Annotated in this window: 24 protein-coding genes and 2 tRNA genes; 13 read left to right on the plus strand and 13 right to left on the minus strand. The window is 66.8% G+C overall.

Annotated elements, in window-relative coordinates:
- Positions 1-356: 356 nt before the first annotated feature.
- Together gjpA and K6T84_RS11515 are read right to left on the minus strand one after the other, a co-directional pair.
- A complete protein-coding gene (gene gjpA, locus K6T84_RS11510; RefSeq protein ID WP_224861406.1) occupies positions 357-1,337 on the minus strand; it encodes an outer membrane porin GjpA in 981 nt (326 codons plus the stop codon).
- A 255-nt stretch (positions 1,338-1,592) separates the two neighbouring features.
- On the minus strand, positions 1,593-2,714 hold the full coding sequence (locus tag K6T84_RS11515; protein WP_224861404.1) for a PQQ-dependent sugar dehydrogenase: 1,122 nt from the start codon (positions 2,712-2,714) through the stop codon (positions 1,593-1,595).
- A gap of 158 nt (positions 2,715-2,872) precedes the next feature.
- On the opposite strand from K6T84_RS11515, the gene K6T84_RS11520 reads away from it, so the two are divergent.
- The 6 genes from K6T84_RS11520 to ilvC all read left to right on the plus strand — a co-directional run bounded on the left by K6T84_RS11520 (position 2,873) and on the right by ilvC (position 8,856).
- Positions 2,873-3,673, plus strand: coding sequence for a DoxX family membrane protein (locus tag K6T84_RS11520; RefSeq protein ID WP_224861402.1), 801 nt, complete (start codon positions 2,873-2,875; stop codon positions 3,671-3,673).
- Positions 3,674-3,744: 71 nt separating this feature from the next.
- Positions 3,745-4,404 (plus strand): TetR/AcrR family transcriptional regulator, encoded by a 660-nt coding sequence (locus K6T84_RS11525; protein ID WP_224861400.1) that lies wholly within the window; start codon positions 3,745-3,747, stop codon positions 4,402-4,404.
- Positions 4,401-5,255 (plus strand): metal-dependent hydrolase, encoded by an 855-nt coding sequence (locus K6T84_RS11530; protein WP_224861398.1) that lies wholly within the window; start codon positions 4,401-4,403, stop codon positions 5,253-5,255. The genes K6T84_RS11525 and K6T84_RS11530 overlap by 4 nt, the downstream gene beginning before the upstream one ends.
- 196 nt (positions 5,256-5,451) lie before the next feature.
- A complete protein-coding gene (locus tag K6T84_RS11535; protein WP_224861396.1) occupies positions 5,452-7,302 on the plus strand; it encodes an acetolactate synthase large subunit in 1,851 nt (616 codons plus the stop codon).
- Positions 7,302-7,808: an acetolactate synthase small subunit gene (ilvN, locus tag K6T84_RS11540; RefSeq protein ID WP_224861394.1), complete on the plus strand. Its 507-nt coding sequence runs from the start codon at positions 7,302-7,304 to the stop codon at positions 7,806-7,808. The genes K6T84_RS11535 and ilvN overlap by 1 nt, the downstream gene beginning before the upstream one ends.
- 34 nt (positions 7,809-7,842) lie before the next feature.
- On the plus strand, positions 7,843-8,856 hold the full coding sequence (gene ilvC / locus K6T84_RS11545) for a ketol-acid reductoisomerase (protein WP_526025540.1): 1,014 nt from the start codon (positions 7,843-7,845) through the stop codon (positions 8,854-8,856).
- 83 nt (positions 8,857-8,939) lie between these two features.
- On the opposite strand, the gene K6T84_RS11550 is transcribed toward ilvC, so the two are convergent.
- On the minus strand, positions 8,940-9,584 hold the full coding sequence (locus tag K6T84_RS11550; protein WP_225400332.1) for a hypothetical protein: 645 nt from the start codon (positions 9,582-9,584) through the stop codon (positions 8,940-8,942).
- Positions 9,585-9,844: 260 nt separating this feature from the next.
- Here K6T84_RS11550 and serA point away from each other — a divergent pair, with 260 nt between their 5' ends.
- Entirely contained in the window at positions 9,845-11,431 is a 1,587-nt protein-coding gene (serA, locus tag K6T84_RS11555) for a phosphoglycerate dehydrogenase (RefSeq protein WP_224861381.1), read from the plus strand.
- 2 nt (positions 11,432-11,433) lie between these two features.
- Positions 11,434-12,444: a 3-isopropylmalate dehydrogenase gene (locus K6T84_RS11560; protein WP_224865858.1), complete on the plus strand. Its 1,011-nt coding sequence runs from the start codon at positions 11,434-11,436 to the stop codon at positions 12,442-12,444.
- A gap of 76 nt (positions 12,445-12,520) precedes the next feature.
- On the opposite strand, the gene K6T84_RS11565 is transcribed toward K6T84_RS11560, so the two are convergent.
- The 6 genes from K6T84_RS11565 to K6T84_RS11590 form a co-directional block, all read right to left on the minus strand.
- The gene (locus tag K6T84_RS11565; RefSeq protein WP_224861379.1) at positions 12,521-13,678 is read right to left on the minus strand and encodes an MFS transporter; all 1,158 of its coding nucleotides are present in this window, start codon (positions 13,676-13,678) and stop codon (positions 12,521-12,523) included.
- Positions 13,679-13,796: 118 nt separating this feature from the next.
- On the minus strand, positions 13,797-14,687 hold the full coding sequence (gene thpD, locus K6T84_RS11570; RefSeq protein WP_224861377.1) for an ectoine hydroxylase: 891 nt from the start codon (positions 14,685-14,687) through the stop codon (positions 13,797-13,799).
- Positions 14,684-15,091: an ectoine synthase gene (locus tag K6T84_RS11575; protein ID WP_224861375.1), complete on the minus strand. Its 408-nt coding sequence runs from the start codon at positions 15,089-15,091 to the stop codon at positions 14,684-14,686. Before K6T84_RS11575 ends, thpD begins: the two co-directional genes overlap by 4 nt.
- A complete protein-coding gene (gene ectB, locus K6T84_RS11580; RefSeq protein ID WP_225400331.1) occupies positions 15,088-16,365 on the minus strand; it encodes a diaminobutyrate--2-oxoglutarate transaminase in 1,278 nt (425 codons plus the stop codon). Before ectB ends, K6T84_RS11575 begins: the two co-directional genes overlap by 4 nt.
- Positions 16,366-16,553: 188 nt before the next feature.
- Entirely contained in the window at positions 16,554-17,060 is a 507-nt protein-coding gene (gene ectA, locus K6T84_RS11585) for a diaminobutyrate acetyltransferase (RefSeq protein ID WP_225400330.1), read from the minus strand.
- Positions 17,057-18,337, minus strand: a complete 1,281-nt coding sequence (locus K6T84_RS11590; RefSeq protein ID WP_225400329.1) for an MFS transporter — start codon at positions 18,335-18,337, stop codon at positions 17,057-17,059. The genes ectA and K6T84_RS11590 overlap by 4 nt, the downstream gene beginning before the upstream one ends.
- A 67-nt stretch (positions 18,338-18,404) precedes the next feature.
- Between K6T84_RS11590 and K6T84_RS11595 the strand changes: the two genes are divergently transcribed.
- The 4 genes from K6T84_RS11595 (at position 18,405) to K6T84_RS11610 (ending at position 20,989) form a co-directional block, all read left to right on the plus strand.
- Positions 18,405-19,193 (plus strand): fumarylacetoacetate hydrolase family protein, encoded by a 789-nt coding sequence (locus tag K6T84_RS11595; RefSeq protein WP_225400328.1) that lies wholly within the window; start codon positions 18,405-18,407, stop codon positions 19,191-19,193.
- Entirely contained in the window at positions 19,190-20,653 is a 1,464-nt protein-coding gene (gltX, locus tag K6T84_RS11600) for a glutamate--tRNA ligase (protein ID WP_225400327.1), read from the plus strand. The genes K6T84_RS11595 and gltX overlap by 4 nt, the downstream gene beginning before the upstream one ends.
- 118 nt (positions 20,654-20,771) lie before the next feature.
- Positions 20,772-20,843, plus strand: a tRNA-Gln gene (locus tag K6T84_RS11605).
- Positions 20,844-20,916: 73 nt separating this feature from the next.
- Positions 20,917-20,989 (plus strand) — tRNA-Glu (locus tag K6T84_RS11610).
- A gap of 455 nt (positions 20,990-21,444) precedes the next feature.
- Here K6T84_RS11610 and K6T84_RS11615 read toward each other — a convergent pair.
- From K6T84_RS11615 to K6T84_RS11630, 4 genes are all read right to left on the minus strand, one after another.
- Positions 21,445-22,539, minus strand: a complete 1,095-nt coding sequence (locus K6T84_RS11615; protein WP_224861364.1) for a hypothetical protein — start codon at positions 22,537-22,539, stop codon at positions 21,445-21,447.
- Positions 22,539-22,844 (minus strand): hypothetical protein, encoded by a 306-nt coding sequence (locus K6T84_RS11620; protein ID WP_224861362.1) that lies wholly within the window; start codon positions 22,842-22,844, stop codon positions 22,539-22,541. Before K6T84_RS11620 ends, K6T84_RS11615 begins: the two co-directional genes overlap by 1 nt.
- Before the next feature lie 88 nt (positions 22,845-22,932).
- Positions 22,933-23,433 carry a pyridoxamine 5'-phosphate oxidase family protein gene (locus tag K6T84_RS11625; protein ID WP_224861360.1) on the minus strand — a complete coding sequence of 167 codons (501 nt, stop codon included), beginning with the start codon at positions 23,431-23,433 and terminating at the stop codon, positions 22,933-22,935.
- A gap of 35 nt (positions 23,434-23,468) precedes the next feature.
- Positions 23,469-24,170, minus strand: coding sequence for an IclR family transcriptional regulator (locus tag K6T84_RS11630; RefSeq protein ID WP_225400326.1), 702 nt, complete (start codon positions 24,168-24,170; stop codon positions 23,469-23,471).
- A 56-nt stretch (positions 24,171-24,226) separates the two neighbouring features.
- On the opposite strand from K6T84_RS11630, the gene leuC reads away from it, so the two are divergent.
- Positions 24,227-25,657 (plus strand): 3-isopropylmalate dehydratase large subunit, encoded by a 1,431-nt coding sequence (gene leuC, locus K6T84_RS11635; protein ID WP_224865856.1) that lies wholly within the window; start codon positions 24,227-24,229, stop codon positions 25,655-25,657.
- Positions 25,658-25,669 lie beyond the last annotated feature (12 nt).

A 25,669-nucleotide genomic window follows, 5' to 3' on the forward strand; every position in this document is an offset into this window, starting at 1 on the left:
TCGGCAACCCACGTTCACATGTGAGTGAGGCCCCAGCCCCCCATACCGTCTAGTCCTGCGCGGATCAGGCCGCGATGGCGGCGTACGGCTGCGGCTGCTGACGTGTCGAGTGGTGGCCCAGATGGTCCAAGATGTACTGCAGCCACCGAACGTCGATCAACATGGTGTCGTCATCCTTTTCGCTGGACGGTCGTTCTGTCGACCGCTCGATTCCCAACGTAAGGCTGATATTTAAGGCGCTCGGGCGGAGTCGGTAATGGTTTTGTGAGAACCGGCCGGGCGATGGGTGCCGCATGCCTCGCGACGCAGAAGTGGCCCCCTTCGTCAAGGGGGCCACTTCGCGGTCATCCGCAGATTCAGATGGAGCCGAGCAGACCGTCGAGCGGGTCGCTGGCACCGTCCCAGCCCAGCGCGGCGGCGATGATCTGGTCCAGGCTCTCCCAAGCGCCGATCGATCCGACGCCCTGGCCCTCAACCACCAGCGGGAAGCCCATGAGGCCGGTGGTCAGCCCCAGTCCGTTGATGATCGAGCCGCCGATGCCGGGGGAACTGCCGTCGGAGATCAAGTTGACGAAGCCCTCGACGTCGGTGCCGGTGACGCCGGGTGACAACAGCCCGCCGAACGTGTAGCTCAGTGCGGTGACGTCCAAATTCTCGGGGAGCAGGCCGGCTTCCGTCAGGGTCGGCAGCAGGGCATCGAGGTTGAGCGTCGCGCCGTTGAGGAGGCCGCCGACCATGTTGGCCGGGATGTTGACGATGTCCTGCAGGGCCGTGTTCCAGTCCGGGTCGTCGCCGGTCAGGGCGTTGCTGATGTCGGTGAAGCTGTTGCCCAGCGCTACCAGCGGAGCGATCGACGGGCCGATAGCACCCATCAGCACGCCGCTGAACGGGGAGGCCAGGAACGACAGGATCGGCGTGAGCTGCTCGGTGGTGAGGGGGAAGTCGCTGGGCATGAACTGCGGCATCACCAGCGTGATCAGCGCCTGCAGCGCGTCGTTGCTCAGCAGCAGCGGAGACATCGGCAGGTCGGTTGCCATGTTGGGTTGCACGATGGCGTCAACGACCGCCTGCGGATCGATCGACGTGCCGTTGACCAGGTCTGCGATCAGTTGCTGCCCGGCGACGAGCGAAGCGTTGTCCGACAGCGTGGTGATGTTTGCCTTGGCGGTGTCGAACACGTCCTGCCAGGCTCCGAAGACATCGATACCGGCGGTCAGTGCGACCGCGGGCGAGTCAAGCCGGGTGGGCAGCGCGGCGACCGGAGTGGCGGCGATGGCGCCGGCGCCGATGAGCGCGATTCCGGCGGCAACCCAGGGGGCGGGGGCGAGGTGTTGCATGGGTCTCCTTGTTACTAGCGCGTGACGGTTGACACGGCGGATGGAATGCTACGTGAAAGTAAGTTGTGAATCCACAAATAGCTCTATAGCAATAAGACGAGGTCGAGATGGCTTTTTCCGAACTTTGCGACGACTTCGCGCTACGGACCGTTAAGAAATTGACAGGAAAGTCTCAGAGATAAGTGGATTTACGGTGGAGCGTCGGGGTGATCTGGTGGACCGGGGTCCAGCTGGCTGGCAGCCGGTCCCGCTCGATCAGTCCTTGTCGTCGTTGGCCCGCGGGAAGCCGCCGCCGGACGGGAACAGCGGGAACACAACGTCGTCGAGCTTCTCGGCATCGCCGGCGGTCTTGTTCACCGTCGCGCCCCAGACGTTGCCGTCGGGAGACATCTTCACCGCCCAGACGTGGCCGTGGGTGTCCTGGCGCATGACCTCGGGCTCGCTGCTGACCGAACCGGTGCCGGCGGCCAACCGGACCGCCACGGTCTGCTTGGTGTTGACCAGGTTGACCAGCACGATCCCGTCCATCGCGGCGCAGCCGGCCACACCGGGCTTGTCCGGCCAGGTCCACACGGTCGAGACCTGGGAGTCCTTGGTGATGCGCTGCAGGCGGTCGCCGCCGGGGCTGCGGTCGGTGACGTAGAGCGAACCGTCGACGTGGTCGACGCACATCCCGCCGCCGGCGCCCAGCCCGCTCAGCGCGGTGGTGGGGGCGGCCTGTCCGACCGTGGTCGGCTGCTCGATGCGCAGCACCTTGCCTGCTGTGGATCCGGGATCGGCTGCCGCCGCCGGGTTGCCCGCGTCACCGGTCTGCACCACCAGCGTGGTGGGGCTGGTGAAGATCAGCGCGCCGGTGTTGCCGGTCGCCCCCTTGGGGATTCCGGTCAGGATGTCTTTGGGGACGTCGCCGTCGGCGACCCGAACCACCCGGTTGTCGGTCGGGGTGCTGATGTAGGCGTACATCAGCCGGTCCTGCGCGTAGGTGGGGGACAGCACGATGTCCATCAGCCCGCCGTCGCCGGCCGGATCGACGCCGATGACCGTCTTCACCTTGGGCTCGGCGCTCAGCGAGACCTCTTTGACCGCACCGGTGGTCCGCTCGGCGACCAGGGCGGATTTGCTGTCGGCGTGCATGATCAGGCCGCTGGTGCTCTCCAGGCAGCCCTGCATCACCCCGGGTGCCGGGCATTGCTTGGGGAACGGATTCGCCGGCAGCGGTGGGGGAGGCGGGGGCGTGGTGGCTGGCGCCATCCCGCGGCGGGGCACGGTGGTGAACGGCTGCGACTGTGCGTCGTCGAAATGCGCGCAGCCGGTCAGCGTCAGGAGTGCCGTGCACAGGACAACTGGCATCCGCTGAACCGCCCCGCGCATACGCATGCCCGTCAGGTTACGGACCCCCGGTCCGTTCTCGCCAGGAAGTCCGCTCCGGGCGAAGACTCCCGCGGCGTTGTCCGGGCTGTACCGGGCCGGATTCGATTCGCTAACGAAGCCGTTCAAATCCCCAATCCGATCCGGGTTGCCCTTACCCTGGCTGGGTGACCAGTCAAGGTGAGGGCTCACGCTGGCGCAAGCCGGATGAGACTGCCGACGCAGGCAAAAGGCGTCCCAAATCGGCACGTCTGGTAGATCCGGAGGACGACATGCCATCACCGACCTATACCGGTGATTTCGAGACCGCAGCCATTCCGCCCTACGACCCCACCGGTGCCCGCGGCATCGGCGGCGATTACCACCCGTTGCCGTATGCCGAGCCGCAGCCCGCCGGCGGACGGCTGGCCGGGGCTGTCGACGCCGACGAGCCGTTTCGTGCGGTGGACCGTCGCGGCACCCAGGACCTGGGCCTGCTGATCCTGCGGTTGGGTCTGGGCATCCTGCTGGTGGCGCACGGGCTGCGCCAGCTGTTCGGCTGGTGGGGCGGTGCGGGCCTGAACGGGTTCCAGGACTCGATCTCGGCCGCCGGCTACCAGCACGCCGACATCCTCACCTACGCCGCGGGCGGGGGTCAGATCGCCGCCGGCCTGCTGCTGGTGCTCGGGTTGTTCACCCCGTTGGCCGCCGCCGGCGCACTGGCCTACCTGATCAACGGCGTGCTGGCCGGTGTCTCGCACGAGCAGGGCCGCTTTGCGGTGTTTCTTCCCGAGGGCCACGAGTTCCACCTCATGCTGATCGTCGTCGCGGTGGCGATCGTGCTGGTCGGTCCGGGCCGGTACGGGCTGGACGGCGACCGTGGCTGGGCTCGGCGGCCGTTCATCGGATCGGTCGCGGCTCTGCTCCTCGGCATCGCCGGCGGCGTGGCGATGTGGGTGTTCCTCAACGGGGCGAACCCGCTGGGCTGATCTACACGGCGGCGGGGTCCGCACAAAGAATAAATATTGACTACTTATTTTTAGTTCATAATGATGAGCGGGTGACGCCCACCCAACCCACTAAGCCCCGCCGCACCCAGGCGGAGCGCACTGCCGAGACCCGGCGTGCGCTGCTGGACGCCACCCTCGACGCCCTGGTAGAGGTCGGATTCAAGGGCACGACGACCACCGAGGTGGCCCGCCGTGCCGGGGTCTCGGTGGGGGCGCTGCAAGGTCACTTCCCTTCGAAGATCGGCCTGCTGACCGCGGCCATCGAGTTCTCGCTGAACCGGCGCATCGAGGAGTTCGAGGTGTTGATGGCAGGACTCGATCCCGCCGCCGACAAGCTTGACGAGGCCTTCGACCTGCTGTGGTCGATGTTCTCCGGTCCGACCTTCACCGCGACACACGAACTGTGGGTGGCGGCGCGCACTGACCCGGACCTGGCGCCGGCGGTCATCGAAACCGATCGGCAGTTCGCGGAAGCCTGCGAGCGCGTCTACGACCAACTGCTCGGCCCGGCCGACCCCGCTGGTGTCGCCGCCCCACGGTCGCGCATCGGCCTGCAGATGGCTTTCGTGTTGATGAACGGCCTTGCGATGTCGCGGTCGATAGAGGGCCATGAACCGGTGGCCACCAACGACGTTCTCAACACTTTCAAAATGCTGGTTCGGCCACTGGTGACCGGCCCTACAGACCCACCACCCGAGAGGGAGTCATGACCGCCAACGAGAACCACCACCCGGCGGTACAGCCGCGCCGCATCCGGTTCAGCTACCCGGTGGCGGCGCTGGATCGTCACTTCGTCGCCGGCGACCTGGTGATGAGCCACATGATCGCGCACCTGTCGGCGGTGTTCCCCGAGGGTGAGGACTTCTTCATTCGTTCGGTGCGCCGCTACGCCGATCAGATCACCGACCCCGATCTCAAAGATCAGGTCAAAGGATTCATCGGCCAGGAGATGACCCACGGCCGCGAGCACCGTGCGCTCAACGAGCGGCTGCACGAGATGGGTTACCCGACGCGCAGGATCGACCGGCTGGTGGCCCGCCGGCAGGCCGCCGTCGAACGCCGGTTCTCGCCGCTGACCTGCCTGGCCATCACTGCGGCGCTCGAACACTTCACCGCCGTATTCGCCGAGACGCTGCTGTCCGACGAGCGGGCCCAGGCCCTGCTCGGCACCACCGAAGTGCGGTCCATGCTGCTGTGGCACGCCATTGAGGAGTCCGAGCACCGTTCGGTGGCATTCGACGTCTATCGCGCGGTCGGCGGTGACGAGACCCGGCGCATCCGCACGATGCGGATCATCCGGTTCACTTTCCCGCTCGCCGTCGTGGTGAACACCATCATCTCGCTCTTCGCCGACCGGGCCTCCTATCACCCGGTACGGCTCGTCCGCAGTTTTGCCGCCCTGCGGCATTCGCCGTTCCTGACCCGCGCGGTCTTCCGCCGGTTGGGGGAGTACCTGCGGCCGGGTTTCCATCCCGATGACCAGGACAACGCGGCGCTGCTGGAGCACTGGGAGGCGGAGCTCTTCGGCGAGCAGGGCGCCCTGGTCGATCATCTGCACTGACCAGGGTTTGACTGCCGGTCGGTGCAGCGACTACCGTCATCGGCTATGGACAACGGCATGCTCGTAGTAGCCCCCTGCGCGTTGGTTGTTGCCTGAGCTTTCAACCACCAACGCGCAACCCTCGTGCAGCAGCTGAGCTGGCGGGGGTTTTTTGTTGCCACCAGTCCAGAGCACCAGCGGAATCGAAGAGGAAATCGTGAGCGCACCCACCACACGACCGCCCGAGCGGTCGGCAGCGCAGCAGTCAGCCAACGGGACGGAAACCAAGTCACCCGCCAAGCGCGTCGCGCCCGAGCAGATGACCGGCGCCCAGTCGGTGATCCGGTCGCTGGAGGAACTCGACGTCGACGTCATCTTCGGCATCCCCGGCGGTGCCGTGTTGCCGGTCTATGACCCGTTGTTCGACTCGAAGAAGCTGCGCCATGTGCTGGTGCGCCATGAGCAGGGCGCCGGCCATGCCGCCAGTGGCTACGCGCACGCCACCGGCCGGGTCGGGGTGTGCATGGCCACCTCGGGCCCCGGTGCCACCAACCTGGTCACCCCGCTGGCCGACGCGCAGATGGACTCCATCCCGGTGGTCGCGATCACCGGGCAGGTCGGTCGCCAGCTGATCGGCACCGACGCCTTCCAAGAGGCCGACATCTCCGGCATCACCATGCCGATCACCAAGCACAACTTCCTGGTTCGCAACGGCGACGACATCCCGCGGGCGCTGGCCGAGGCGTTCCACATCGCGGCAAGCGGGCGGCCCGGAGCAGTTCTGGTCGATATCCCCAAGGACGTGCTGCAGGGCCAGTGCACGTTCGCCTGGCCGCCGCGGCTCGACCTGCCCGGCTACAAGCCCACCATCAAGCCGCACAATCGGCAGGTCCGCGAGGCCGCCAAGCTGATCGCCGCGGCACGCCGCCCGGTGCTCTACGTCGGCGGCGGCGTGATCCGCGGCGACGCCTGCGCCGAGCTGCGTGAGCTGGCAGAGATGACCGGCATTCCGGTGGTCACCACCCTGATGGCCCGTGGCGCCTTCCCGGACAGCCACCGCCAGCACCTCGGCATGCCCGGCATGCACGGCGCCGTGTCGGCCGTTGCCGGCCTGCAGAAATCGGACCTGCTGATCACCCTGGGCGCCCGGTTCGACGACCGGGTCACCGGCCAGCTGGACTCGTTCGCCCCGGACGCCAAGGTGATCCACGCCGACATCGACCCGGCTGAGATCGGCAAGAACCGGCACGCCGACGTCCCGATCGTCGGCGACGTCAAGGCCGTCATCACAGAGTTGATCGCCGCCCTGCGTCACGACAAGGCAGATGTCGGCCTGGACCTCGCCGACTGGTGGGCCTACCTGGACGACCTGCGCTCGACCTATCCGCTGAGCTACGGGCCGCAGAGTGACGGCAGCCTGTCGCCGGAGTTGGTGATCGAGAAGCTGGGCCGCATCGCCGGACCTGACGCGATCTATGTCGCCGGCGTGGGCCAGCACCAGATGTGGGCCGCGCAGTTCGTCTCCTACGAGAAGCCCCGCACCTGGCTGAACTCCGGGGGACTGGGCACCATGGGATTCGCCATTCCGGCGGCGATGGGTGCCAAGATGGGCAGCCCGGAGGCCGAGGTGTGGGCCATCGACGGCGACGGCTGCTTCCAGATGACCAACCAGGAGCTGGCCACCTGCGCCATCGAGGGAATCCCGATCAAGGTGGCGCTGATCAACAACGGCAACCTGGGCATGGTGCGCCAATGGCAGACCCTGTTCTACGGCGAGCGGTATTCGCAGACCGACCTGGCCACCCACTCGCACCGCATTCCGGACTTCGTGATGCTGGCCGAGGCGCTGGGCTGTGTCGGATTGCGTTGCGAGCGTGAAGAAGACGTTGAAGACGTGATCAATGCGGCCCGGGCGGTCACCGACCGTCCGGTGGTGATCGACTTCATCGTCGGTGCCGACGCGCAGGTGTGGCCGATGGTGGCCGCCGGTACCAGCAACGACGAGATCCAGGCCGCTCGCGGAATTCGGCCGCTGTTCGACGACAACGACAACGAAGGACACGCCTGATGTCTTGGAAGACGCATACGCTGTCGGTGCTGGTCGAAGACAAACCCGGTGTGCTGGCTCGGGTTGCGGCACTGTTCTCCCGGCGTGGCTTCAACATCGAGTCGCTGGCCGTGGGCGCCACCGAGACCAAGAACATGTCCCGGATGACGATCGTCGTCTCGGTGGAGGACACCCCGCTCGAGCAGATCACCAAGCAGCTCAACAAGCTGATCAACGTCATCAAGATCGTCGAGCAGGAAGACGACAATTCGGTGGCCCGCGAGATCGCCCTGATCAAGGTCCGCGCTGATGCCGGGACCCGCGGGCAGATCGTCGAGGCCGTGAATCTGTTCCGCGCCAGGGTGATCGACGTTTCGCCGGAGTCGTTGATCATCGAGGCCACCGGCACCCCGGCCAAGTTCGAGGCGCTGCTACGGGTGCTGGAGCCCTACGGCATCCGCGAGATCGTCCAATCGGGTCTCGTATCGTTGGCGCGCGGTCCGCGCGGCATCGGTACGGCCAAATAGTTTCCCAACGAAGAGATAGTAAGGAAGAAAACCAGTGGCAGTTGAGATGTTCTACGACGACGACGCCGACCTGTCGATCATCCAGGGCCGCAAGGTCGGTGTGATCGGCTACGGCAGTCAGGGCCACGCGCACTCGTTGAGCCTGCGCGACTCCGGTGTGCAGGTGAAGGTGGGTCTCAAGGAGGGCTCCAAGTCGCGGGCTAAGGTCACCGAGCAGGGCCTGGAGGTCGACACCCCGGCCGAGGTCGCCAAGTGGGCCGACGTGATCATGCTGTTGGCACCCGACACCGCGCAGGCCGAGATCTTCACAAACGACATCGAGCCCAACCTCAAGTCTGGTGACGCGCTGTTCTTCGGCCACGGCCTCAACATCCACTTCGGTCTGATCAAGCCGGCCGCCGACATCACCGTCGGGATGGTCGCGCCCAAGGGCCCGGGTCACCTGGTGCGCCGGCAGTTCGTCGACGGCAAGGGCGTGCCCTCGCTGATTGCGGTCGCCCAAGACCCGACCGGCACCGGCGAGGCGCTGGCGCTGTCCTACGCCAAGGGCATCGGCGGCACGCGGGCGGGCGTCATCAAGACCACCTTCAAAGAGGAGACCGAGACCGACCTCTTCGGCGAGCAGGCCGTGCTCTGCGGCGGCACCGAGGAACTGGTCAAGGCCGGCTTCGAGGTGATGGTCGAGGCGGGCTACGCCCCGGAGATGGCCTACTTCGAGGTGCTGCACGAGCTCAAGCTGATCGTCGACCTGATGTATGAGGGTGGGATCGCCCGGATGAACTACTCGGTGTCCGACACCGCGGAGTTCGGCGGCTACCTGTCCGGGCCGCGGGTGATCGACGCCGACACCAAGCAGCGGATGCGCGACATCCTGTCCGACATCCAGGACGGCACCTTCGTCAAGCGCCTGGTGGCCAACGTCGAAGGCGGCAACAAGGAGCTGGAAGGTCTGCGTAAGGCCAACGCCGAGCACCCGATCGAGGTCACCGGCAAGAAGCTGCGCGACCTGATGAGCTGGGTGGACCGGCCGATCACCGAGACCGCCTGAGGTTCGCCGCTGGTATCAGCGGGCAGAAAGACGAGTGGCCCCTTCCTTTGGGAAGGGGCCACTCGTCTTCAGTATCGGCAGGACTACAGGTCGAGCAGGCCACCGAGCAGGCCACCCATCAAGCCGTCGAGCAGGCCGGACGCGTTCAGGCTTTCCAGCAGTGCGGTCAGGTGCAGGTCGGAGACCAGGCCGGGTACGTCGAAGTCGGTCAGGAAGTCGCCGACGCTGGCGAAGACGTTGGACATGTCGAAGTTGGTCAGGAAGTCGGTGAGGCCGTTGAGGATTCCGGTCAGATCCAGGCCACCCAGCATGTCGCCCAGTCCGTCGAGGAATCCGGACAGGTCCAGGCCGCCCAGGAAGTCGCCGAGGCTGTTGAGCAGGCCGGTGAAGTCGAAGGTGCTCAGGAAGTCGTTGAAGCTGTCGAAGATCGCCGAGAAGTCGATGTTGCCGAGCAGCTGGCTGAACTCGCCGAAGATCTCGGACAAGTCGATGTTGCCGAGCAGTCCGTCGAAGATGTCGGACAGGTTGAGGGTGTTCAGGAAGTCGGTGAGGCCGTTGAGGATCCCGGACAGGTCGAAGTTGCCCAGGATGTCGCTCACGTCGGCAGTGAGCTCGATGGCCGGCATCGGCACGTTCGCCGGGGCCACCAGTACAGGGGTGGCGGCGATGGCACTGGCGCTGATCAGCGTGGCGCCCGCGAGGGCAAGGGGTCGGAGTGTAGTACGCATGGGAATCCTCCTCTGAGTGTGAACTGTGACACGCCTATGAAGTTTTGTGACAAACAACACACATAAGCTGAAGCTACACTGAGCCTGGCAACTTGTCAGCAAATATCTGGTAATAACCTGTGCGGATGACGCAATGCATTGACGTATCGCGTCCAGTCGAATAAATTGCGCCGTCTCTGGAGGGGCAGGCCGCACTCGGGTGTGGGGCATGCGGGTTGCCCGGCTCCGCCGCGCTCGCGACCGCCCACTACGCTGTCCGGGTGACTCTGCCCGTGGTTCTGATCGCTGACAAACTCGCCCAATCCACCGTTGCCGCCCTCGGTGACCAGGTCGAAGTGCGCTGGGTGGATGGCCCGGACCGAGAGAAGCTCCTGGCCGCGGTTCCGGAAGCCGACGCACTGCTGGTGCGGTCGGCCACCACCGTCGACGCCGAGGTGCTCGCGGCCGGAACCAAACTCAAGATCGTGGCCCGCGCCGGGGTGGGCTTGGACAACGTCGACGTTGACGCCGCCACCGCGCGCGGGGTGCTGGTGGTCAACGCCCCGACGTCCAACATCCACAGCGCCGCCGAGCACGCGATCGCGCTGATGCTGGCCGCCGCGCGGCAGATCCCCGCCGCCGACGCCACCCTGCACAACCATGAGTGGAAGCGCTCGTCGTTCTCGGGCACCGAGATCTTCGACCACACCGTCGGCGTGGTCGGCCTGGGCCGGATCGGACAGCTGGTCGCCGCGCGGCTGGCGGCCTTCGGCGCCCACATCGTGGCCTACGACCCCTACGTGTCGGCCGCACGAGCGGCGCAGCTCGGCATCGAACTGCTGTCCCTCGACGACCTGTTGGCCCGCGCCGACTTCATCTCGGTTCACCTGCCCAAGACGCCGGAGACTGCCGGGCTGATCGGCAAGGAGGCACTGGCCAAGACCAAGCCGGGGGTGATCATCGTCAACGCCGCCCGCGGCGGGCTGATCGACGAGGCCGCGTTGGCCGAGGCCATCACCAGCGGCCACGTCCGCGGCGCCGGCCTGGATGTGTTCGCCACCGAGCCGTGCACCGACTCGCCGCTGTTCGACCTGGCGCAGGTGGTGGTGACTCCGCACCTGGGTGCCTCCACCGCCGAGGCGCAGGATCGCGCCGGTACCGATGTCGCCAAGAGCGTGAAACTGGCGCTCGCCGGGGAGTTCGTTCCCGACGCGGTCAACGTGGGCGGCGGTGCGGTCAATGAGGAAGTGGCGCCCTGGCTGGATCTGGTGCGCAAGCTCGGGCTGCTGGCCGGAGTGCTATCCGACGGACTGCCGGTGTCTTTGTCGGTGCAGGTGCGCGGTGAGCTGGCCGCCGAAGACGTGGCGATACTGCGACTTTCGGCTCTGCGCGGACTGTTCTCGGCCGTCATCGAAGACCCGGTGACCTTCGTCAACGCTCCGGCCCTGGCCGCCGAGCGCGGGGTGGACGCCGAGATCGGCACCGCCACCGAAAGCCCCAACCACCGCAGCGTCGTCGAGTTGCGGGCGGTCACCGCCGACGGGTCGGTGGTGACGGTGGCCGGCACGCTGTCGGGTCCGCAGCAGGTGGAGAAGATCGTCATGATCAACGGGCGCAACTTCGATCTGCGGGCTCAGGGCGTCAACCTGATCATCAACTACTCCGACCAGCCCGGTGCGCTCGGCAAGATCGGCACGTTGTTGGGGTCCGCCGAGATCAACATCGCGGCCGCACAGCTCTCCGAAGACGCCGAGGGTCCCGGGGCGACGGTGTTGCTGCGGGTGGACCGTCCGGTGCCCGCCGATGTCGCCTCGGCGATCAGCGCGGCGGTCAAGGCGAACAAGATCGAAGAGGTCGACCTGTCATGAGCCTGAAACTCGCGGTCATCCCAGGCGACGGGATCGGCCCGGAGGTCATCGCTGAGGCCGTCAAGGTGCTCGACGCGGTGCTGCCCGGTACCGAGAAGACCGGTTATGACTTGGGCGCCAAGCGTTATCACGCCACCGGCGAGGTGCTGCCGGACTCGGTTCTCCAAGAGATCCGCGGCCACGACGTGATCCTGCTCGGTGCGATCGGCGACCCGTCGGTGCCGCCCGGTCTGCTGGAGCGCGGGCTGCTGCTGCACGCCCGGTTCGCGTTGGACCATCACGTGAACCTGCGTCCCAGCCGGCTGTATCCGGGGGTGGCCAGTCCGCTGGCCGACCCGGGCGAGATCGACTTCCTGGTGGTGCGGGAAGGCACCGAGGGGCCCTACACCGGCAACGGCGGCGCGCTGCGGGTCGGCACCGAGCACGAGGTCGCCACCGAGGTCAGCGTGAACACCGCCTACGGCGTGGCCAGGGTGGTGCGTTTCGCGTTCGAGAAGGCCCGGGCCCGGCGTAAGCACCTGACCCTGGTGCACAAGAACAACGTGCTGGCCTACGCCGGCTCACTGTGGACCCGTACGGTGGCCGAGATCGCCCACGACTACCCGGACGTCGAGACGGCCTACTGCCACGTCGACGCCGCCACCATCTACCTGGCCACCGACCCCGGCCGGTTCGACGTGATCGTCACCGACAACCTGTTCGGCGACATCATCACCGACCTGGCGGGCGCGGTGTGCGGTGGGATCGGGCTGGCGGCGAGCGGCAACATCGACGCCACCGGGGCCAACCCGTCGATGTTCGAGCCGGTGCACGGCAGCGCGCCCGACATCGCCGGGCAGGGCATCGCCGACCCGACTGCCGCAGTGATGTCGGTCGGCTTGCTGCTCAACCACATCGGCGAGCGTGACGCCGCCGCCCGGGTCGACGCGGCTGTCGAACGGCACCTGGCCACCCGGGGTGGCCAGAAGTTGTCCACCGCCGCGGCCGGTGATCGGATTCTGGGCCTGCTCTAGGGTTCTCCTTCCCCGCGACCGTGCGCAAACATCCGCTAAAACCCCTGGTCGGGGCGGACACATCTGCACGGTGGCGCTAGGAATCAGCGTCGGCGGGTACCAGCGGCAGTGCGGCCAGTGGGAAGATCGCGCAGACCGCGAACGCCAGCGGATAGCCGGCCGCCCCGATCAGGGTTCCGAACAGGGGCGGCGCGAGCCCGGCCGCGAAGTGCTGGCTGGTGTTCTGGGTGCCCAGGGCGCGTCCGCTCCAGAACGGCCCGGCGATTTCGGCGATCGCGGTGAACGCCAATCCGTTGTCCGACACGGTGATCACCGAGGCCACCACCATCAGCGCGATACTGACCGGCCAGCCGGCCCAGGCGGCCGCCGCCAGAGCGATCATGGTCAGTGCGGCCGCGGCGGCGATGGTGCGGATCGGGCGCAGCCGCGATCCGACATGATCCGACCACCGCCCGGCGCTGATCCGGCCGGCCGCCCCCAGCAGTTGGCTCACCGTGACCAGAGTTCCGGCCGCGCCCGCCGTCCAGCCGCGTTCGGTCATCAGCCACACCAGCATGAACGTCCACACCATGACCTGCGGCACCACCAGCAGCACCGACATCGCGTGGATCCGCCACAGCAGTGTCGAACCGCGATACGGGTTGGCCAGATGTTCGGCAGGCGCTTCGGCGCGCGGCGGGCGTGGCGGATCGCTGATCCCCACCGCGCAGGCCAGGGCGGAGGCCGCACATACCGCCGCCGGGAACAGCAGTGCCGCGCCGATGCCGTGGTGCTCGGCCACGCGGGGAATCACCAAGGCGCCCAACCCAACCCCCAGTGGTTGAGCGGTCTGGCGAATACCCATCGCCAGGCCACGCTGATGCGCCGGGAACCAGCCGACCACCAGTCGCCCGCTGGCGCTGTTGCTGCTGGCCGCGGCCATCCCGCCCAACAGCAGGAACGCCCCGGTGGCGGTCAGCGAGCCGGCCGAGGATGCGCCGAATGCCGCCAGCGCGGTGAGCGCCGAGCCGGCCACCAGTACCAGGCGCTCGCCGAGTCGGTCCACCAGATAGCCCCAGGCGATCAGCGTGGCCACCAGGCCGAAGCTCGGCAGCGACGACAGCAGCCCGGCCTGGGCCAGATCCAGCCCGCGGTCGCTGTGCAGGGTGGGGATGAGGAAGGCGACACCGTTGATGAACACGTTGGCGCACAACGTCGCCGTCAGGGCCAGGCCCAGGATCGACCAGCGACGCACCCGCACTCCTCCTCCGGCGACCGTGCACATCAGTACGGCGTTTCGAGGGTAGCGACGTACCTTTGTGCACTCTCGCCGGGGGAGAGGCCGGGGAGAGGCCGGGGAGAGGCCGGCGGACCTACACCGGGTCGAAGACGCGGCTGGCGATGAACGTCGGCCGCGGTGCGGCGGCGCCGTAGGGCTGCGCCAGGGCGTTGTCCACGCTGTTGTAGACGATGAACACATTCGAGCGTGGATAGGGCGTGATGTTGCTGCTGGACCCGTGCATGCAGTTGCTGTCGAAGAAGACCGCCGATCCGGCCGGGCCGGTGATCTGGCGGATACCGTGCTGCTCGGCCAGCCACGACAGACTTTCGTCGTCGGGCGTGCCGATCTCCTGCTGCATCAACGATGATCGGTAGTGATCCGGCGGCGTCTGGCCCGGGCACGACACGAACCAGCGGTGCGAGCCCGGCATGATCATCAGCGAGCCATTGGTGTCGAGATTCTCGGTCAGGGCCACCGACACGCTGACCGCACGCGGGGCTGGCATGCCGTCTTCGGCATGCCAGGTCTCAAAGTCGGAGTGCCAGTAGAACTCTCGGCCGTTGAAACCCGGCTTGAAGTTCACCCGGCTCTGATGCACGTACACATCCGAGCCCAGTAGTTGGCGGGCCGGACCGACCAGGCGGGGGTCGGCCACCAGCGCGGCGAACGCCGAGCTGATCCGATGTACCTCGAAGATGGACCGGATCTGCCCGCTGTCGCGCTCGCGGATCGACCGCTCGTCTGCCGCCAGGACCGGGTCGGCGCGCAGCATGTCCAGCTCATGGCTCAGGTCTGCGACCACGTCGGCGTCGAGCAGGCTGTCGATCGCCAGGAACCCGTCGGCGTCGAACCTGCTGACACCGTTGGCATCCAATGGGCCTCCGCTGTTCTCGGGAGCCCAGACCACCGGGTCATGGCGTGGCTGGATACCGATCGTGACGTCGTTACGGGTGGGGTAGTGGTCGGCGACGGCGATCGTCACGGCACGGCCTGTTGTGGCTCTTCGATGAGCAGGGGATAGGCGCCCGTCTCATCGTGCACCTCCTGCCCGGTCACCGGCGGATCGAAGACGCACACCATACGCAGATCGGTGTGAGCCGAAACCCGGTGGTGCTCATGGCCGTCCAGCAGATACAGGGTGCCGTCTGTCAGTGGAAAGGTCTCACCCGTCTCGTCATTGATCAACTCGCCCTCGCCACCGACGCAATACACCGCCTCGACGTGGTTGGCGTACCACATCGCGGTCTCGGTGCCGGCGTACAGGATCGTCTCGTGCATCGAGAACCGCTGACCGTCGCGGGCGAGCAGCAGACGCTGGCTGTTCCAGGTCTTGGACTGCACGTCGCGGTCGGTGCCCTTGATCTCGGTGAGAGTACGAACGATCATCGATTGGCTCCTGAGGTTGTTCCGACGAGTTCCCTGGCGGCGACCGCCTCGATCGATTGGGCTGTGATGGTGAGTCCTTCGGCAAGATCGTCGTCGTCGATGGTCAGCGCCGGCATCAGTTTCACGACTTCGCCTTCGGGGCCGGAGGATTCCAGCAGCAGGCCCCGTTCGAACGCCTCTCGGCAGACTTCGCCGGCCAGTTCCGGGCGTTCGAAGGCCACGCCGCGGATCAGGCCGCGACCGCGGGTGCTGATCCCGTCCAACGGCTCCACCACCTCGGCCAGTGATTGCTCGATCAATTCGCCCTTGCGCAGCACGGACTTCTCCAGCCGATTGTCCGACCAGTAGTCCAGCGCTGCGGTGGCGGTGACGAACGACGGGTTCTGGCCGCGGAAGGTGCCGTTGTGCTCACCGGGATCCCACACATCGAGCTCCGGCTTGAAAAGGGTGAGCGCCATCGGAAGCCCGTAGCCGCTGATCGACTTGGACAGGCAGACGATGTCGGGGACGATCCCGGCCGCCTCGAAGCTGAAGAACGGGCCCGTTCGGCCGCAACCCATCTGGACGTCGTCGACGATCAGCAGCAGCTCGTGGCGCTGGCACAAATCGGCCAGGCCGCGCAGCCATTCCAGTCGGGCCACGTTGATGCCGCCCTCACCCTGAACGGTTTCGACGATCACCGCGGCCGGGTCGTTGAGGCCGCTGCCGCTGTCCTGCAGCAGTCGTTCGAACCAGATGAAGTCGGGGACGACACCGTCGAGGTAGTTGTCGTAGGGCATCGGGGTGGCGTGCACCAAGGGAATGCCCGCTCCGCCGCGTTTCATCGAATTGCCGGTGACACTCAGCGCCCCCAGTGTCATGCCGTGAAACGCGTTGGTGAAGCTGATGATCGACTCGCGCCCGGTGATCTTGCGGGCCAGTTTCAGCGCCGCCTCCACAGTGTTGGTTCCGGTCGGTCCGGGGAACTGGACCTTGTAGTCGAGCCCGCGTGGCTTGAGGATCACCTCCTCGAACCGCTCCAGGAACCGGCCTTTGGCCACGGTATTCATGTCGAGGCTGTGCACCACCCGGTCCGAACTCAGGTAGTCCAGCAACGGACCACGCAGTGCCGGGTTGTTGTGGCCGTAGTTCAGCGCACCGGCGCCGGCAAAGAAGTCCAGGTATTCCTTGCCGTCGACATCCCACATCCGGGAGCCGCTGGCCCGGTCGAATGTCACCGGCCAGGATCGGCAATAACTTCGCACCTCGGATTCGAGGGTTTCAAAAATGGTCATGGTTCCTCCGTCCGTCGATCACAAACAACGGAACGGAACGACAGGTCGATTTTCGGTGTCGCGGGCCTTCTCCCGCCCGACCCACCACCCCGCTCGGGATGCTCCGGCCACGGTCGGCCAGAGTTCACGTTTACGCGAACGCGACGTTACCGATATCAAACCGTTATCTCAACCGTGCCGGGCCGTGTCTAGCGGGTATTTGGTACCCGCAGTGGCCCGATCCGAAACAGGTCCTCGGACAGATGTGACTCGGGAAACAGCCTGGTCCCGAACAGTTCCGAGCAGTTCAACGTGGCGTCCCACCTGCGGGCGAAGGCGCTGAACAGCCGCCGGCTGGCGTCGTTGTCGGGTGTGATCGACGTCTCGATATGTGTGACGCCATTGGGCAGTTGCGCGGCCACCAGATGATCAAGCATACGGCCGGCCAGCCCGGCACCGCGGTGCGCGCCGTTCACCGCCACCTGCCAGACCATCAGGGTCTCCGGCTGCTGCGGGCGCCGGTAGCCGGTGACGAACCCGGCCGGAGCGCCGCCGCGCTCGGCGATCACCGATGTGGTGGCGAAATCGCGGCACCACAGCAGGTACGCGTACGGCGAGTTGACGTCGAGGGTGGTGCTGTCGACGGCCATCTGCCACAGGGCCTGGCCGTCGGTCAGCGTCGGTGTGCGCAGTCGGTAGTCACCGGTGTCAGTCATCTCTTCGACGGTACGGCCTGTCCCGGATGGCCGGGCGGGTCGGGAGGCGGTTGCGGCGGCACCCGCAGCGTGCGCAACGCCTCGAGCACCGAGCGGCCCTCGGGCTCGGCGTGCACCGGGACCAGCCCGGTCGCGGCAAGCGGGAACAGTCCGCACACCGCGAACGCCAGCGGATAACCGACCGCGCCGATCAGCGCACCGAAGAGCGGGGGAGCGATACCGGCGGTGAGCCGCTGGGTGGTGTTCTGGATGCCCAGCGAGCGTCCGCTCCAGTACGGTCCGGCGATCTCGGCGACGGCGGTGGACGACAGCCCGTTGTCCAGCACACTGATGAACGCCGCGATGACGATCGCGGTCGGGGCCAGTTGCCAGTGCAGATGATCGGTCACCGCCAGAGCCGACATGGCCAGCGCGCTGCCGACGGCGATACTGCGGACCGGTCGCAGCCGCGATCGAACTCGGTCCGACCATCGCCCGGCCAGCACCCGGCCGATCGCGCCCAGCAACTGCGAGACAGTGACCAGCGAGGCGGCCGCGGCGATCGACCAGTTGGTGTCGACGATCAGCCACACCAGCATGAAGGTGGCGAGCATGCACTGCGGAACCATCAGCAGTGCCGACGACAGATGGATGCGCCACAACACCTTCGAGTCGGCGTAGGGGTTGGCCAACTCGGAAACCGTTGCGGCCGAACGTGGCCGGCGCGGAGGATCGACGATCCCGATGGCGCAGGCCACCGCCGCCACCGCGCACAGTGTCGCCGGGAACATCAATGCCCGGGACAGGCCGTGCTCGGCCAGGTCCGGTATCACCTCGGCGCCCAATGCGATTCCCAGCGGCTGCGCGGTCTGGCGGATCCCCATCACCAGCCCGCGCTGGTGCGGCGGGAACCAGCCGGTGACCAGCCGGCCGCTGGCGTTGTTGGCGCTGGCGGCGGCCATCCCGCCCAGGAACAGGAAGGCGCCCACTCCGACCAGTGAGCTCATCGACGCGGCGCCGAAGGTGGCCAGCGCGGTCAGCGCCGAGCCGGCGGCCAGCACGATCCGTTCGCCGACCCGGTCCAGCAGGGCTCCCCAGGCGAACAGTGTCAGCACCATGCCGAAGCTGGGCATCGAGGCCAGCAGACCGGCGACCGCCAGATTGGTGTCGCGTTTGGTCTCCAGCATCGGGATGACGAACGCGATGCCGTTGATGAAGACGAACGAGCACATGGTCGCCAGCAGCGCGACGATCATCACCGACCAGCGTGCGGCCGTACTGATCGGCTCCGCGGACATCCGACCATGGTTCCACAGACCTACCTGCTGGTGAGGCAGCCCGCGCCGCGCTGGTTAGGCTTGCCGAATGCGTCTAGGTCGAATTGCCAGCCCGGACGGTGTCGCCTTCGTCAGTCTGGAGGGCGATGCCGGCCGGCCCCATGAGATGACGGCTCGCGAGATCGCCGAACACCCCTTCGGAACACCGGAGTTCACCGGACGCTCGTGGCCGCTGGCCGACGTGCGTCTGCTGGCCCCGATCCTGGCGTCCAAGGTGGTCTGCATCGGCAAGAACTACGCCGCGCACATCGCTGAGATGGGTGGCGCCCCACCGGCCAACCCGGTGATGTTCCTCAAGCCCAACACCGCGATCATCGGGCCGAACGTTCCGATTCAGCTACCTGCCGACGCCTTCCCGGTCCACTTCGAAGGTGAACTGGCCGTGGTGATCTCGCGGCCCTGCAAGGACGTCCCGGCCGCTCGGGCCCGCGACAACATTCTGGGCTACACCATCGGCAACGACGTGTCGGCGCGCGAGCAGCAGGCCTCCGACGGGCAGTGGACCCGGGCCAAAGGCCACGACACCTTCTGCCCGATCGGGCCGTGGATCGTCACCGACCTCGACCCGGGTGACCTGGCTATCCGCACCGAGGTCAACGGCTCGGTCAAGCAGGACAGCCGGACTTCGCTGATGATGCACGACGTCGGTGCCATTGTGGAGTGGATCTCCGCGGTGATGACCCTGCTGCCGGGCGACATCATCCTCACCGGCACCCCCGACGGCGTCGGCCCGATCGAGCACGGCGACACCGTGTCGGTGTCGGTCGAAGGCATCGGCGCTTTGACAAATCCGGTTATCCGCAAAGGAAAGTCGTGACCGAATCTGCTGTTCGCGTCCGGTTCTGCCCGTCACCGACGGGCACCCCGCACGTCGGGCTGATCCGCACCGCGCTGTTCAACTGGGCCTACGCGCGGCACACCGGCGGGACGCTGGTGTTCCGGGTCGAGGACACCGACGCCGAGCGCGACAGCGAGGAGAGCTATCTGGCGCTGCTGGACGCGCTGCGCTGGCTGCAGCTGGACTTCGACGAGGGCCCGGAGGTGGGTGGGCCGTATGGCCCGTATCGGCAGTCGCAGCGCGCCGAACTCCACCGGGACGTGGTGGCGCAGTTGCTGGCCGCGGGGGAGGCCTACGAGGCGTTCTCCACGCCGGAGGAGGTCGAGGCCCGGCACCTGGCCGCCGGGCGCAACCCCAAGTTGGGCTATGACAACTTCGACCGTGACCTCAACGAGGAGCAACGCGCCGCGTACCGCGCGGAGGGGCGCAAACCGGTGCTGCGGCTGCGGATGCCCGACACCGACCTGGGCTGGGACGACCTGGTCCGCGGGCACACGTCGTTTCCCGCCGGCACCGTTCCCGACTTCGCGCTGACCCGCGCCAACGGCGACCCGCTGTACACGTTGGTCAACCCGGTCGACGACGCGATGATGAAGATCACCCATGTGCTGCGCGGTGAGGACCTGTTGCCGTCGACGCCGCGTCAGATCGCGCTGTATCAGGCGTTGATCCGCATCGGTGTGGCCGACCGGATTCCAGAATTCGCCCATCTGCCCAGTGTTTTGGGCGAGGGGACCAAGAAGCTGTCCAAGCGCGACCCGCAGTCGAATCTCTTCTTGCACCGCGACCGCGGCTTCATCCCGGAGGGCCTGCTGAACTATCTGGCGCTGCTGGGCTGGTCGATCGCCGAGGACCGTGACGTGTTCAGTATGACCGAGATGGTGGCGGCGTTCGACGTGGCCGACGTCAACTCCAATCCGGCCCGGTTCGACCAGAAGAAGGCCGACGCACTCAACGCCGAGCACATCCGGCTGCTGGACGCCGACGACTTCACCGCGCGGCTGCGCGCCTACTTCGACACCCACGGGCATGACACCGGCCTCGGCGACGCCGACTTCGCGACGGCCGCGGGCCTGGTACAGACCCGGGTGGTGGTGCTCGGGGATGCCTGGGGACTGCTGAAGTTCTTCAACGACGACGAGTACGCGCTGGACCCGCGGGCCGCCGCCAAGGAGCTGGGGCCCGACGCGGCGCCCACCCTGGATGCGGCCATCGCCGCGCTGGACGGCGTGGCGAACTGGACCACCGCCGGCATCGAGGCCGCCCTGAAAGCCGCGCTGCTGGATGGACTCGAGCTCAAACCGCGCAAGGCGTTCGGTCCGATCCGGGTGGCCGTCACCGGCGGAACGATCAGCCCGCCGCTGTTCGAGTCACTGGAGCTGCTGGGTTCGGGGCGCAGTCTGGACCGGTTGCGGGCGGCCCGCGACGGGCTGCGCTAGGCGCGATGCGAACTTCGCGGGAGAAGTTTGGTAGTCTGCTCGTCGGCCCGAAGCGGCTGGCCCGAAGTGCCCGACCGGCACTGTGACCAGCGGTTATGGCCAGGCCTGACGAGGCCAATGGGGTATGGTGTAATTGGCAACACAGCTGATTCTGGTTCAGCCATTCTAGGTTCGAGTCCTGGTACCCCAGCAAAACTGGTCCGCCGCAAGCGATTAGGCGGGCCGTTTGGGTTGGGCTATGCTGACAACCCGGAATTGTTCTAGCCCCCGTCGTCTAGCGGCCTAGGACGCCGCCCTCTCACGGCGGTAGCGTGGGTTCGAATCCCATCGGGGGTACAAGTGTGATCGATGATTTGACGTCGTCGCGCATTCCTGACCACACCCCGCGGATAGCACGGCGTCGACCTTCGGCGTCGGCGTCTCCAAGGGTCCCTGATCCACTCCGGCCAACTTCAAGGCCCAATCAACGCACTCTGAATCGGGAAGAGCCGGTAAATTGGATCGGTCAGTAACGGGAGAATGCGAGCACTACTATATAGGCCGATGTGATCGACGGTAGCAGTGGGGCGAACCAGTAGGCGAAGGCTATTGCCCTACCCTTGCATTTTCGGGCCCGGAAAAATGCGGCCGAGGTGAGAATAATAAGAGTTACGGCGGCAACGGTGACCCACCAATAATAAATCGGAGTTAGTAAGATTATTGCCATAAGGATTACTGACCACACCAGATATCCAAGGATCATGCCCGTCAATGCGAAGGCAAGCGGCTTCGGTTGTAGACGTCTCATTGGTTCACCAGTCCGAGGTGGCGGTCGGCGGAAGGCTCGGAAGCCTAGCGTTCAGGTTGTTTGCGAAAACTTGCCATATAGCTTTGTTTGCCCAGCTGGCTCCAGGGATGAGACTTCCCTTGGACAACGGCCCCGACGCGGCAACTTGCAGTTCCCAGTTGAGTTGACCGGGGATTGGACTAGCCGGCGCTGGCACGATGTCGAACCTGATGACGCGTCCGGCTCCTTCGCTGTGACCGGGAAGTGAGACAAACGAGAAACTGTTGGGTGTAACGCTCGTTACCTGGACGGGTTCGTATTCCCCGAATGGTCCTTTCAAGTTTATTTTGGCGCCGTTCATTATCTCACTTTTATCCGCGGTAAACGTGAAGTATTTATTGAAATTATGTTGCACTTCTGACATTACCTGGTCGTTGGTCCAACCTTCGGGGGTGCTGAATTCATAGCCGTAGTGGTAGCTTCCGTATCCGCCCCCGGGTTGGTGCGGTCCGTCCTGCCTCCAATCAACCAGCTGTATGCCGTCGCGTCTCCCACTGGTCGTACCGGGCGTCTCGTCGAATTTCAGGTTGCCGAAATCAGCGGTGGCCGTTATCAGTTGGGAGGCGACAGTGGCGTCGTTGGCAACGAGGTTGGCGACGCGGTGGCGGATGAAACTCGAATGCGCGTCGGCCTGGGTCTGGCGTTCGATGAGTTGTTCTTGGGTGAGCACCGGCCGGGTGTCGACGACCCGGTACTCGCCGCTGACCATGAAGCCGTCTCGCTCGGCGTCGTCGACCGCATCAAGCACTAACCGCTTGCTGGCCTCCAGGGTTTCCTGGCCTCGTCGGGCGACCGCGGCGGCATCCTGGTGAGCCCATCCCCAGCCGCGCAGCTTCCGGACGTCGGCGTCGGCGTGGTGGATCGCCGCGTTGGCTGCGCTACCTTCCCAGTTGGTACCGCCGGGGGTGCGTACCTGTTGGGCGATCTCGGCGAACTGCGTCTGTGTCTTCGCGGAGATGCTTTCGCACCAGTCAGCGAATGAGCCGAGATGGTCGAATGTCGCCGACCGCACCTCCGGCAGTGTCGGCAACCCGGCCGGCATTGCGCTCAGTGCGGACATCAGCGCCTTACGAGGACGGTGAACTGCGCTGCGGCGTGCTGGTCGTCGATGGCGTAGTCGGTGCCGGCTTTGGCGTACGTCTGGGCGCGGGTGTTCAAGTGGTTGGCCGCGCTGGCCAGGTCTGCGCACGCGGCGGTGCGTGCGGCGTGTACCGCGGTCGCGTTGGTCTGCCAGGTGGTTGCGGTCATCGGTGGAGCAGCGGCCTCCGCGGCCAGCTCGGTGCCCACAGCCCCGCAGTGAGCGCTCAGCTGGCGCAGACCGGCAGCCAGCACCTTGACGCGGCGACCGGGCGCCTCTGATGGCATGGGTGGAACATTAGCGCGTCGGCATCAGGAGGGTACGCGACAAGAGTTCGACGAAGAATCCCCGCCGCAGAGCATGGATCGTGCAGTCTTAGTCCTCCACCGGCGCGGTGGACCCGGCCAGCGGCATCGCCGGCAGCCCCAGCTTGCGGTGATCCCAGGACCGGGTGCGGCGTGTGACGATCCGCACAGCGACCCGGTTGTTCATCATCGCGTCGACGCCCGGCTTCATCTCCTCGGAGTAGGGGCCGGTGTAGCGCTCCCAGACGCTGACGCCCACCCGGAAGATGGTGTCCGGGTCGTCGACGATCTCGGCGACTCCCTCGAAGGACGCCCCGCGCAGGGTGTCGTAGGTCTGGCCGGCCTCGAGCAGAAAGCTGACCCGCGGGTCGCGCTTGAGGTTGACCGCCTTCTGGGACTTGGCCTTGGTCTCCAGCCAGATCTCGCCGTCGAGCACCGCGTACCACATCGCGGTCAGGTGCGGCTGGCCGTCGGGCCCGATGGTGGCCAGTGTTCCGGTGCGGTGGGTGGTGACGAAGTCGGCGACCTCGGCGTCGGTCATGACGATCTGTGCGCGCTGCTTGGTTCCCATGCCTGCAGTCTGTCAGGTGCGGCGCCGACGTGGTCCTACAGCCGGTCGGTGAGTGCTTCGGCGGACGCGAGCAGGTCGGCGGCCCAGCGCGCCCCGGGGCGTCGCCCCATCCGGTCGATGGGACCCGACACCGAGATCGCCGCCACCACCGTGCCGCGCCGATCGCGCACCGGCGCCGACACACTGGCCACGCCCGGCTCGCGCTCGGCGACGCTCTGCGCCCACCCCCGCCGACGCACCTCGGCCAGCGTGCGAGGCGTGAACTTGGCCTGCGCCAGCACTTCCTGCTGCACGGCGGGCTCGGCGTAGGCCAGCAGGACCTTGGCGCCCGAGCCGGCAGTCATCGGCAGTCTGGCGCCGACGGGAACCGTGTCGCGCAGTCCCGCAGGAGGTTCGAGTGCGGCGATGCAGACCCGCGCGGAGCCCTCGCGGCGGTAGAGCTGCACGCTCTCTCCGGTGATCTCGCGCAGCCGGGGCAGCACGGTGGCGCTCACGCTGCGCAGCGGATCGTCGGCGCGGGCCGCCAGTTCGGTGACCGCCGGCCCGATCTGCCAGCGGCCGTCGTCGTCGCGGCCGAGCAATCGGTGGGACTCCAGTCCGGCGGCCAGCCGGTGCGCGGTGGCCCGGGGGAGGCCGGTGCGCTCACACAGTTCGGCCAGACCACAGGGCGATTCGGCAATCGTGTGCAATACCGCCAGGGCTTTGTCCAGAACTCCGATGCCGCTATGCTGTCCCATATACAGATACTAACGTCTCACAATGTGAGATCAACCAGATTTTGGGGATGGCAGTGATGTCCAAGACGCAGCAGCCTCGCACCCTGGCCGAAAAGGTCTGGGCCGACCATGTGGTGGTGTCCGGCGGCGAGGCCGAGCCCGACCTCATCTACATCGACCTGCACCTGATCCACGAGGTCACCACTCCGCAGGCCTTCGAGGGCCTGCGCCTGGCCGGCCGCAGGGTGCGCCGGCCCGATCTGACCATCGCCACTGAGGACCACAACGTCCCGACGATCGACATCGACAAGCCGATCGCCGACCCGGTGTCGCGCACCCAGGTGGAGACGTTGCGGCACAACTGTGCCGAGTTCGGCATCCGGTTGCACCCGATGGGCGACGACGAGCAGGGGATCGTGCACATCATCGGGCCGCAGCTGGGTCTGACCCAGCCGGGCATGACCGTCGTCTGCGGTGACAGCCACACCTCCACCCACGGCGCGTTCGGCGCACTGGCAATGGGTATCGGCACCTCGGAGGTCGAGCACGTGCTGGCCACCCAGACGCTGCCGCTGCGGCCGTTCAAGACCATGGCGGTCAACGTAGAAGGGGGAGCCGGAGGTGGGTTGCCGCCGGGGGTCACGGCCAAAGACATCATCTTGGCGGTGATCGCCCAGATCGGCACCGGCGGCGGCCAGGGCTACGTCATCGAATATCGGGGCAGCGCCATCGAGTCGCTGTCGATGGAGGCCCGGATGACGATCTGCAACATGAGCATTGAGGCCGGTGCCCGGGCCGGCATGGTCGCCCCCGACGCGACCACCTACGACTATCTGCGCGGGCGCCCGCATGCGCCCGAAGGCGCGGACTGGGACGCCGCCGTCGCCTACTGGGACAGCCTGCGCACCGATCCCGGCGCGGTGTTCGACGCCGAGGTCTACCTGGACGCCGGCGAACTGACGCCGTTCGTCACCTGGGGCACCAACCCCGGCCAGGGGGTGCCGCTGGGTGCGGAGGTCCCCGACCCGGAGTCCATTCTCGACGAGGCCCAGCGCCGCGCCGCCGAGAAGGCGTTGGCCTATATGGATCTACGTCCGGGCACCCCGATGCGCGACATCGCCGTCGACACGGTGTTCGTGGGGTCGTGCACCAACGGCCGCATCGAGGACCTGCGCGCGGTCGCGGAGGTGCTGCGCGGGCGGCAGGTGGCCGACGGCGTGCGAATGCTGGTCGTGCCGGGGTCGATGCGGGTGCGTCAGCAGGCCGAAGCCGAAGGCCTGGCCGAGGTTTTCACCGCTGCGGGTGCCGAGTGGCGCCAGCCCGGCTGCTCGATGTGTCTGGGCATGAACCCCGACCAGCTCGCTCCCGGCCAGCGCTGTGCGTCAACCTCCAACCGCAACTTCGAGGGCAGGCAGGGCAAGGGCGGACGTACCCATCTGGTGTCTCCGGTTGTCGCGGCGGCCACCGCGATCCGCGGGACCCTATCCGCCCCGGCCGACTTGAACTGACCCGCAACGGTA

Origin of the sequence: Mycobacterium zoologicum (genome assembly GCF_020181635.2) — a bacterium.
In the GTDB taxonomy this organism is placed as follows: Bacteria; Actinomycetota; Actinomycetes; order Mycobacteriales; family Mycobacteriaceae; genus Mycobacterium; species Mycobacterium zoologicum.

Excerpts from the sequence above, each read along its gene's own strand:
- K6T84_RS11625 (WP_224861360.1), bottom strand. The coding sequence starts at position 23,433 with ATGGGAACCAAGCAGCGCGCACAGATCGTCATGACCGACGCCGAGGTC.
- K6T84_RS11595 (WP_225400328.1), top strand. The coding sequence starts at position 18,405 with ATGCGTCTAGGTCGAATTGCCAGCCCGGACGGTGTCGCCTTCGTCAGT.
- K6T84_RS11550 (WP_225400332.1), bottom strand. The coding sequence starts at position 9,584 with ATGCGTACTACACTCCGACCCCTTGCCCTCGCGGGCGCCACGCTGATC.
- K6T84_RS11515 (WP_224861404.1), bottom strand. The coding sequence starts at position 2,714 with ATGCGTATGCGCGGGGCGGTTCAGCGGATGCCAGTTGTCCTGTGCACG.
- K6T84_RS11575 (WP_224861375.1), bottom strand. The coding sequence starts at position 15,091 with ATGATCGTTCGTACTCTCACCGAGATCAAGGGCACCGACCGCGACGTG.
- gjpA (WP_224861406.1), bottom strand. The coding sequence starts at position 1,337 with ATGCAACACCTCGCCCCCGCCCCCTGGGTTGCCGCCGGAATCGCGCTC.
- K6T84_RS11590 (WP_225400329.1), bottom strand. The coding sequence starts at position 18,337 with ATGTCCGCGGAGCCGATCAGTACGGCCGCACGCTGGTCGGTGATGATC.
- K6T84_RS11615 (WP_224861364.1), bottom strand. The coding sequence starts at position 22,539 with ATGTCCGCACTGAGCGCAATGCCGGCCGGGTTGCCGACACTGCCGGAG.
- leuC (WP_224865856.1), top strand. The coding sequence starts at position 24,227 with ATGTCCAAGACGCAGCAGCCTCGCACCCTGGCCGAAAAGGTCTGGGCC.
- K6T84_RS11620 (WP_224861362.1), bottom strand. The coding sequence starts at position 22,844 with ATGCCATCAGAGGCGCCCGGTCGCCGCGTCAAGGTGCTGGCTGCCGGT.
- ilvN (WP_224861394.1), top strand. The coding sequence starts at position 7,302 with ATGTCTTGGAAGACGCATACGCTGTCGGTGCTGGTCGAAGACAAACCC.
- ectB (WP_225400331.1), bottom strand. The coding sequence starts at position 16,365 with ATGACCATTTTTGAAACCCTCGAATCCGAGGTGCGAAGTTATTGCCGA.
- K6T84_RS11530 (WP_224861398.1), top strand. The coding sequence starts at position 4,401 with ATGACCGCCAACGAGAACCACCACCCGGCGGTACAGCCGCGCCGCATC.
- ectA (WP_225400330.1), bottom strand. The coding sequence starts at position 17,060 with ATGACTGACACCGGTGACTACCGACTGCGCACACCGACGCTGACCGAC.
- K6T84_RS11630 (WP_225400326.1), bottom strand. The coding sequence starts at position 24,170 with ATGGGACAGCATAGCGGCATCGGAGTTCTGGACAAAGCCCTGGCGGTA.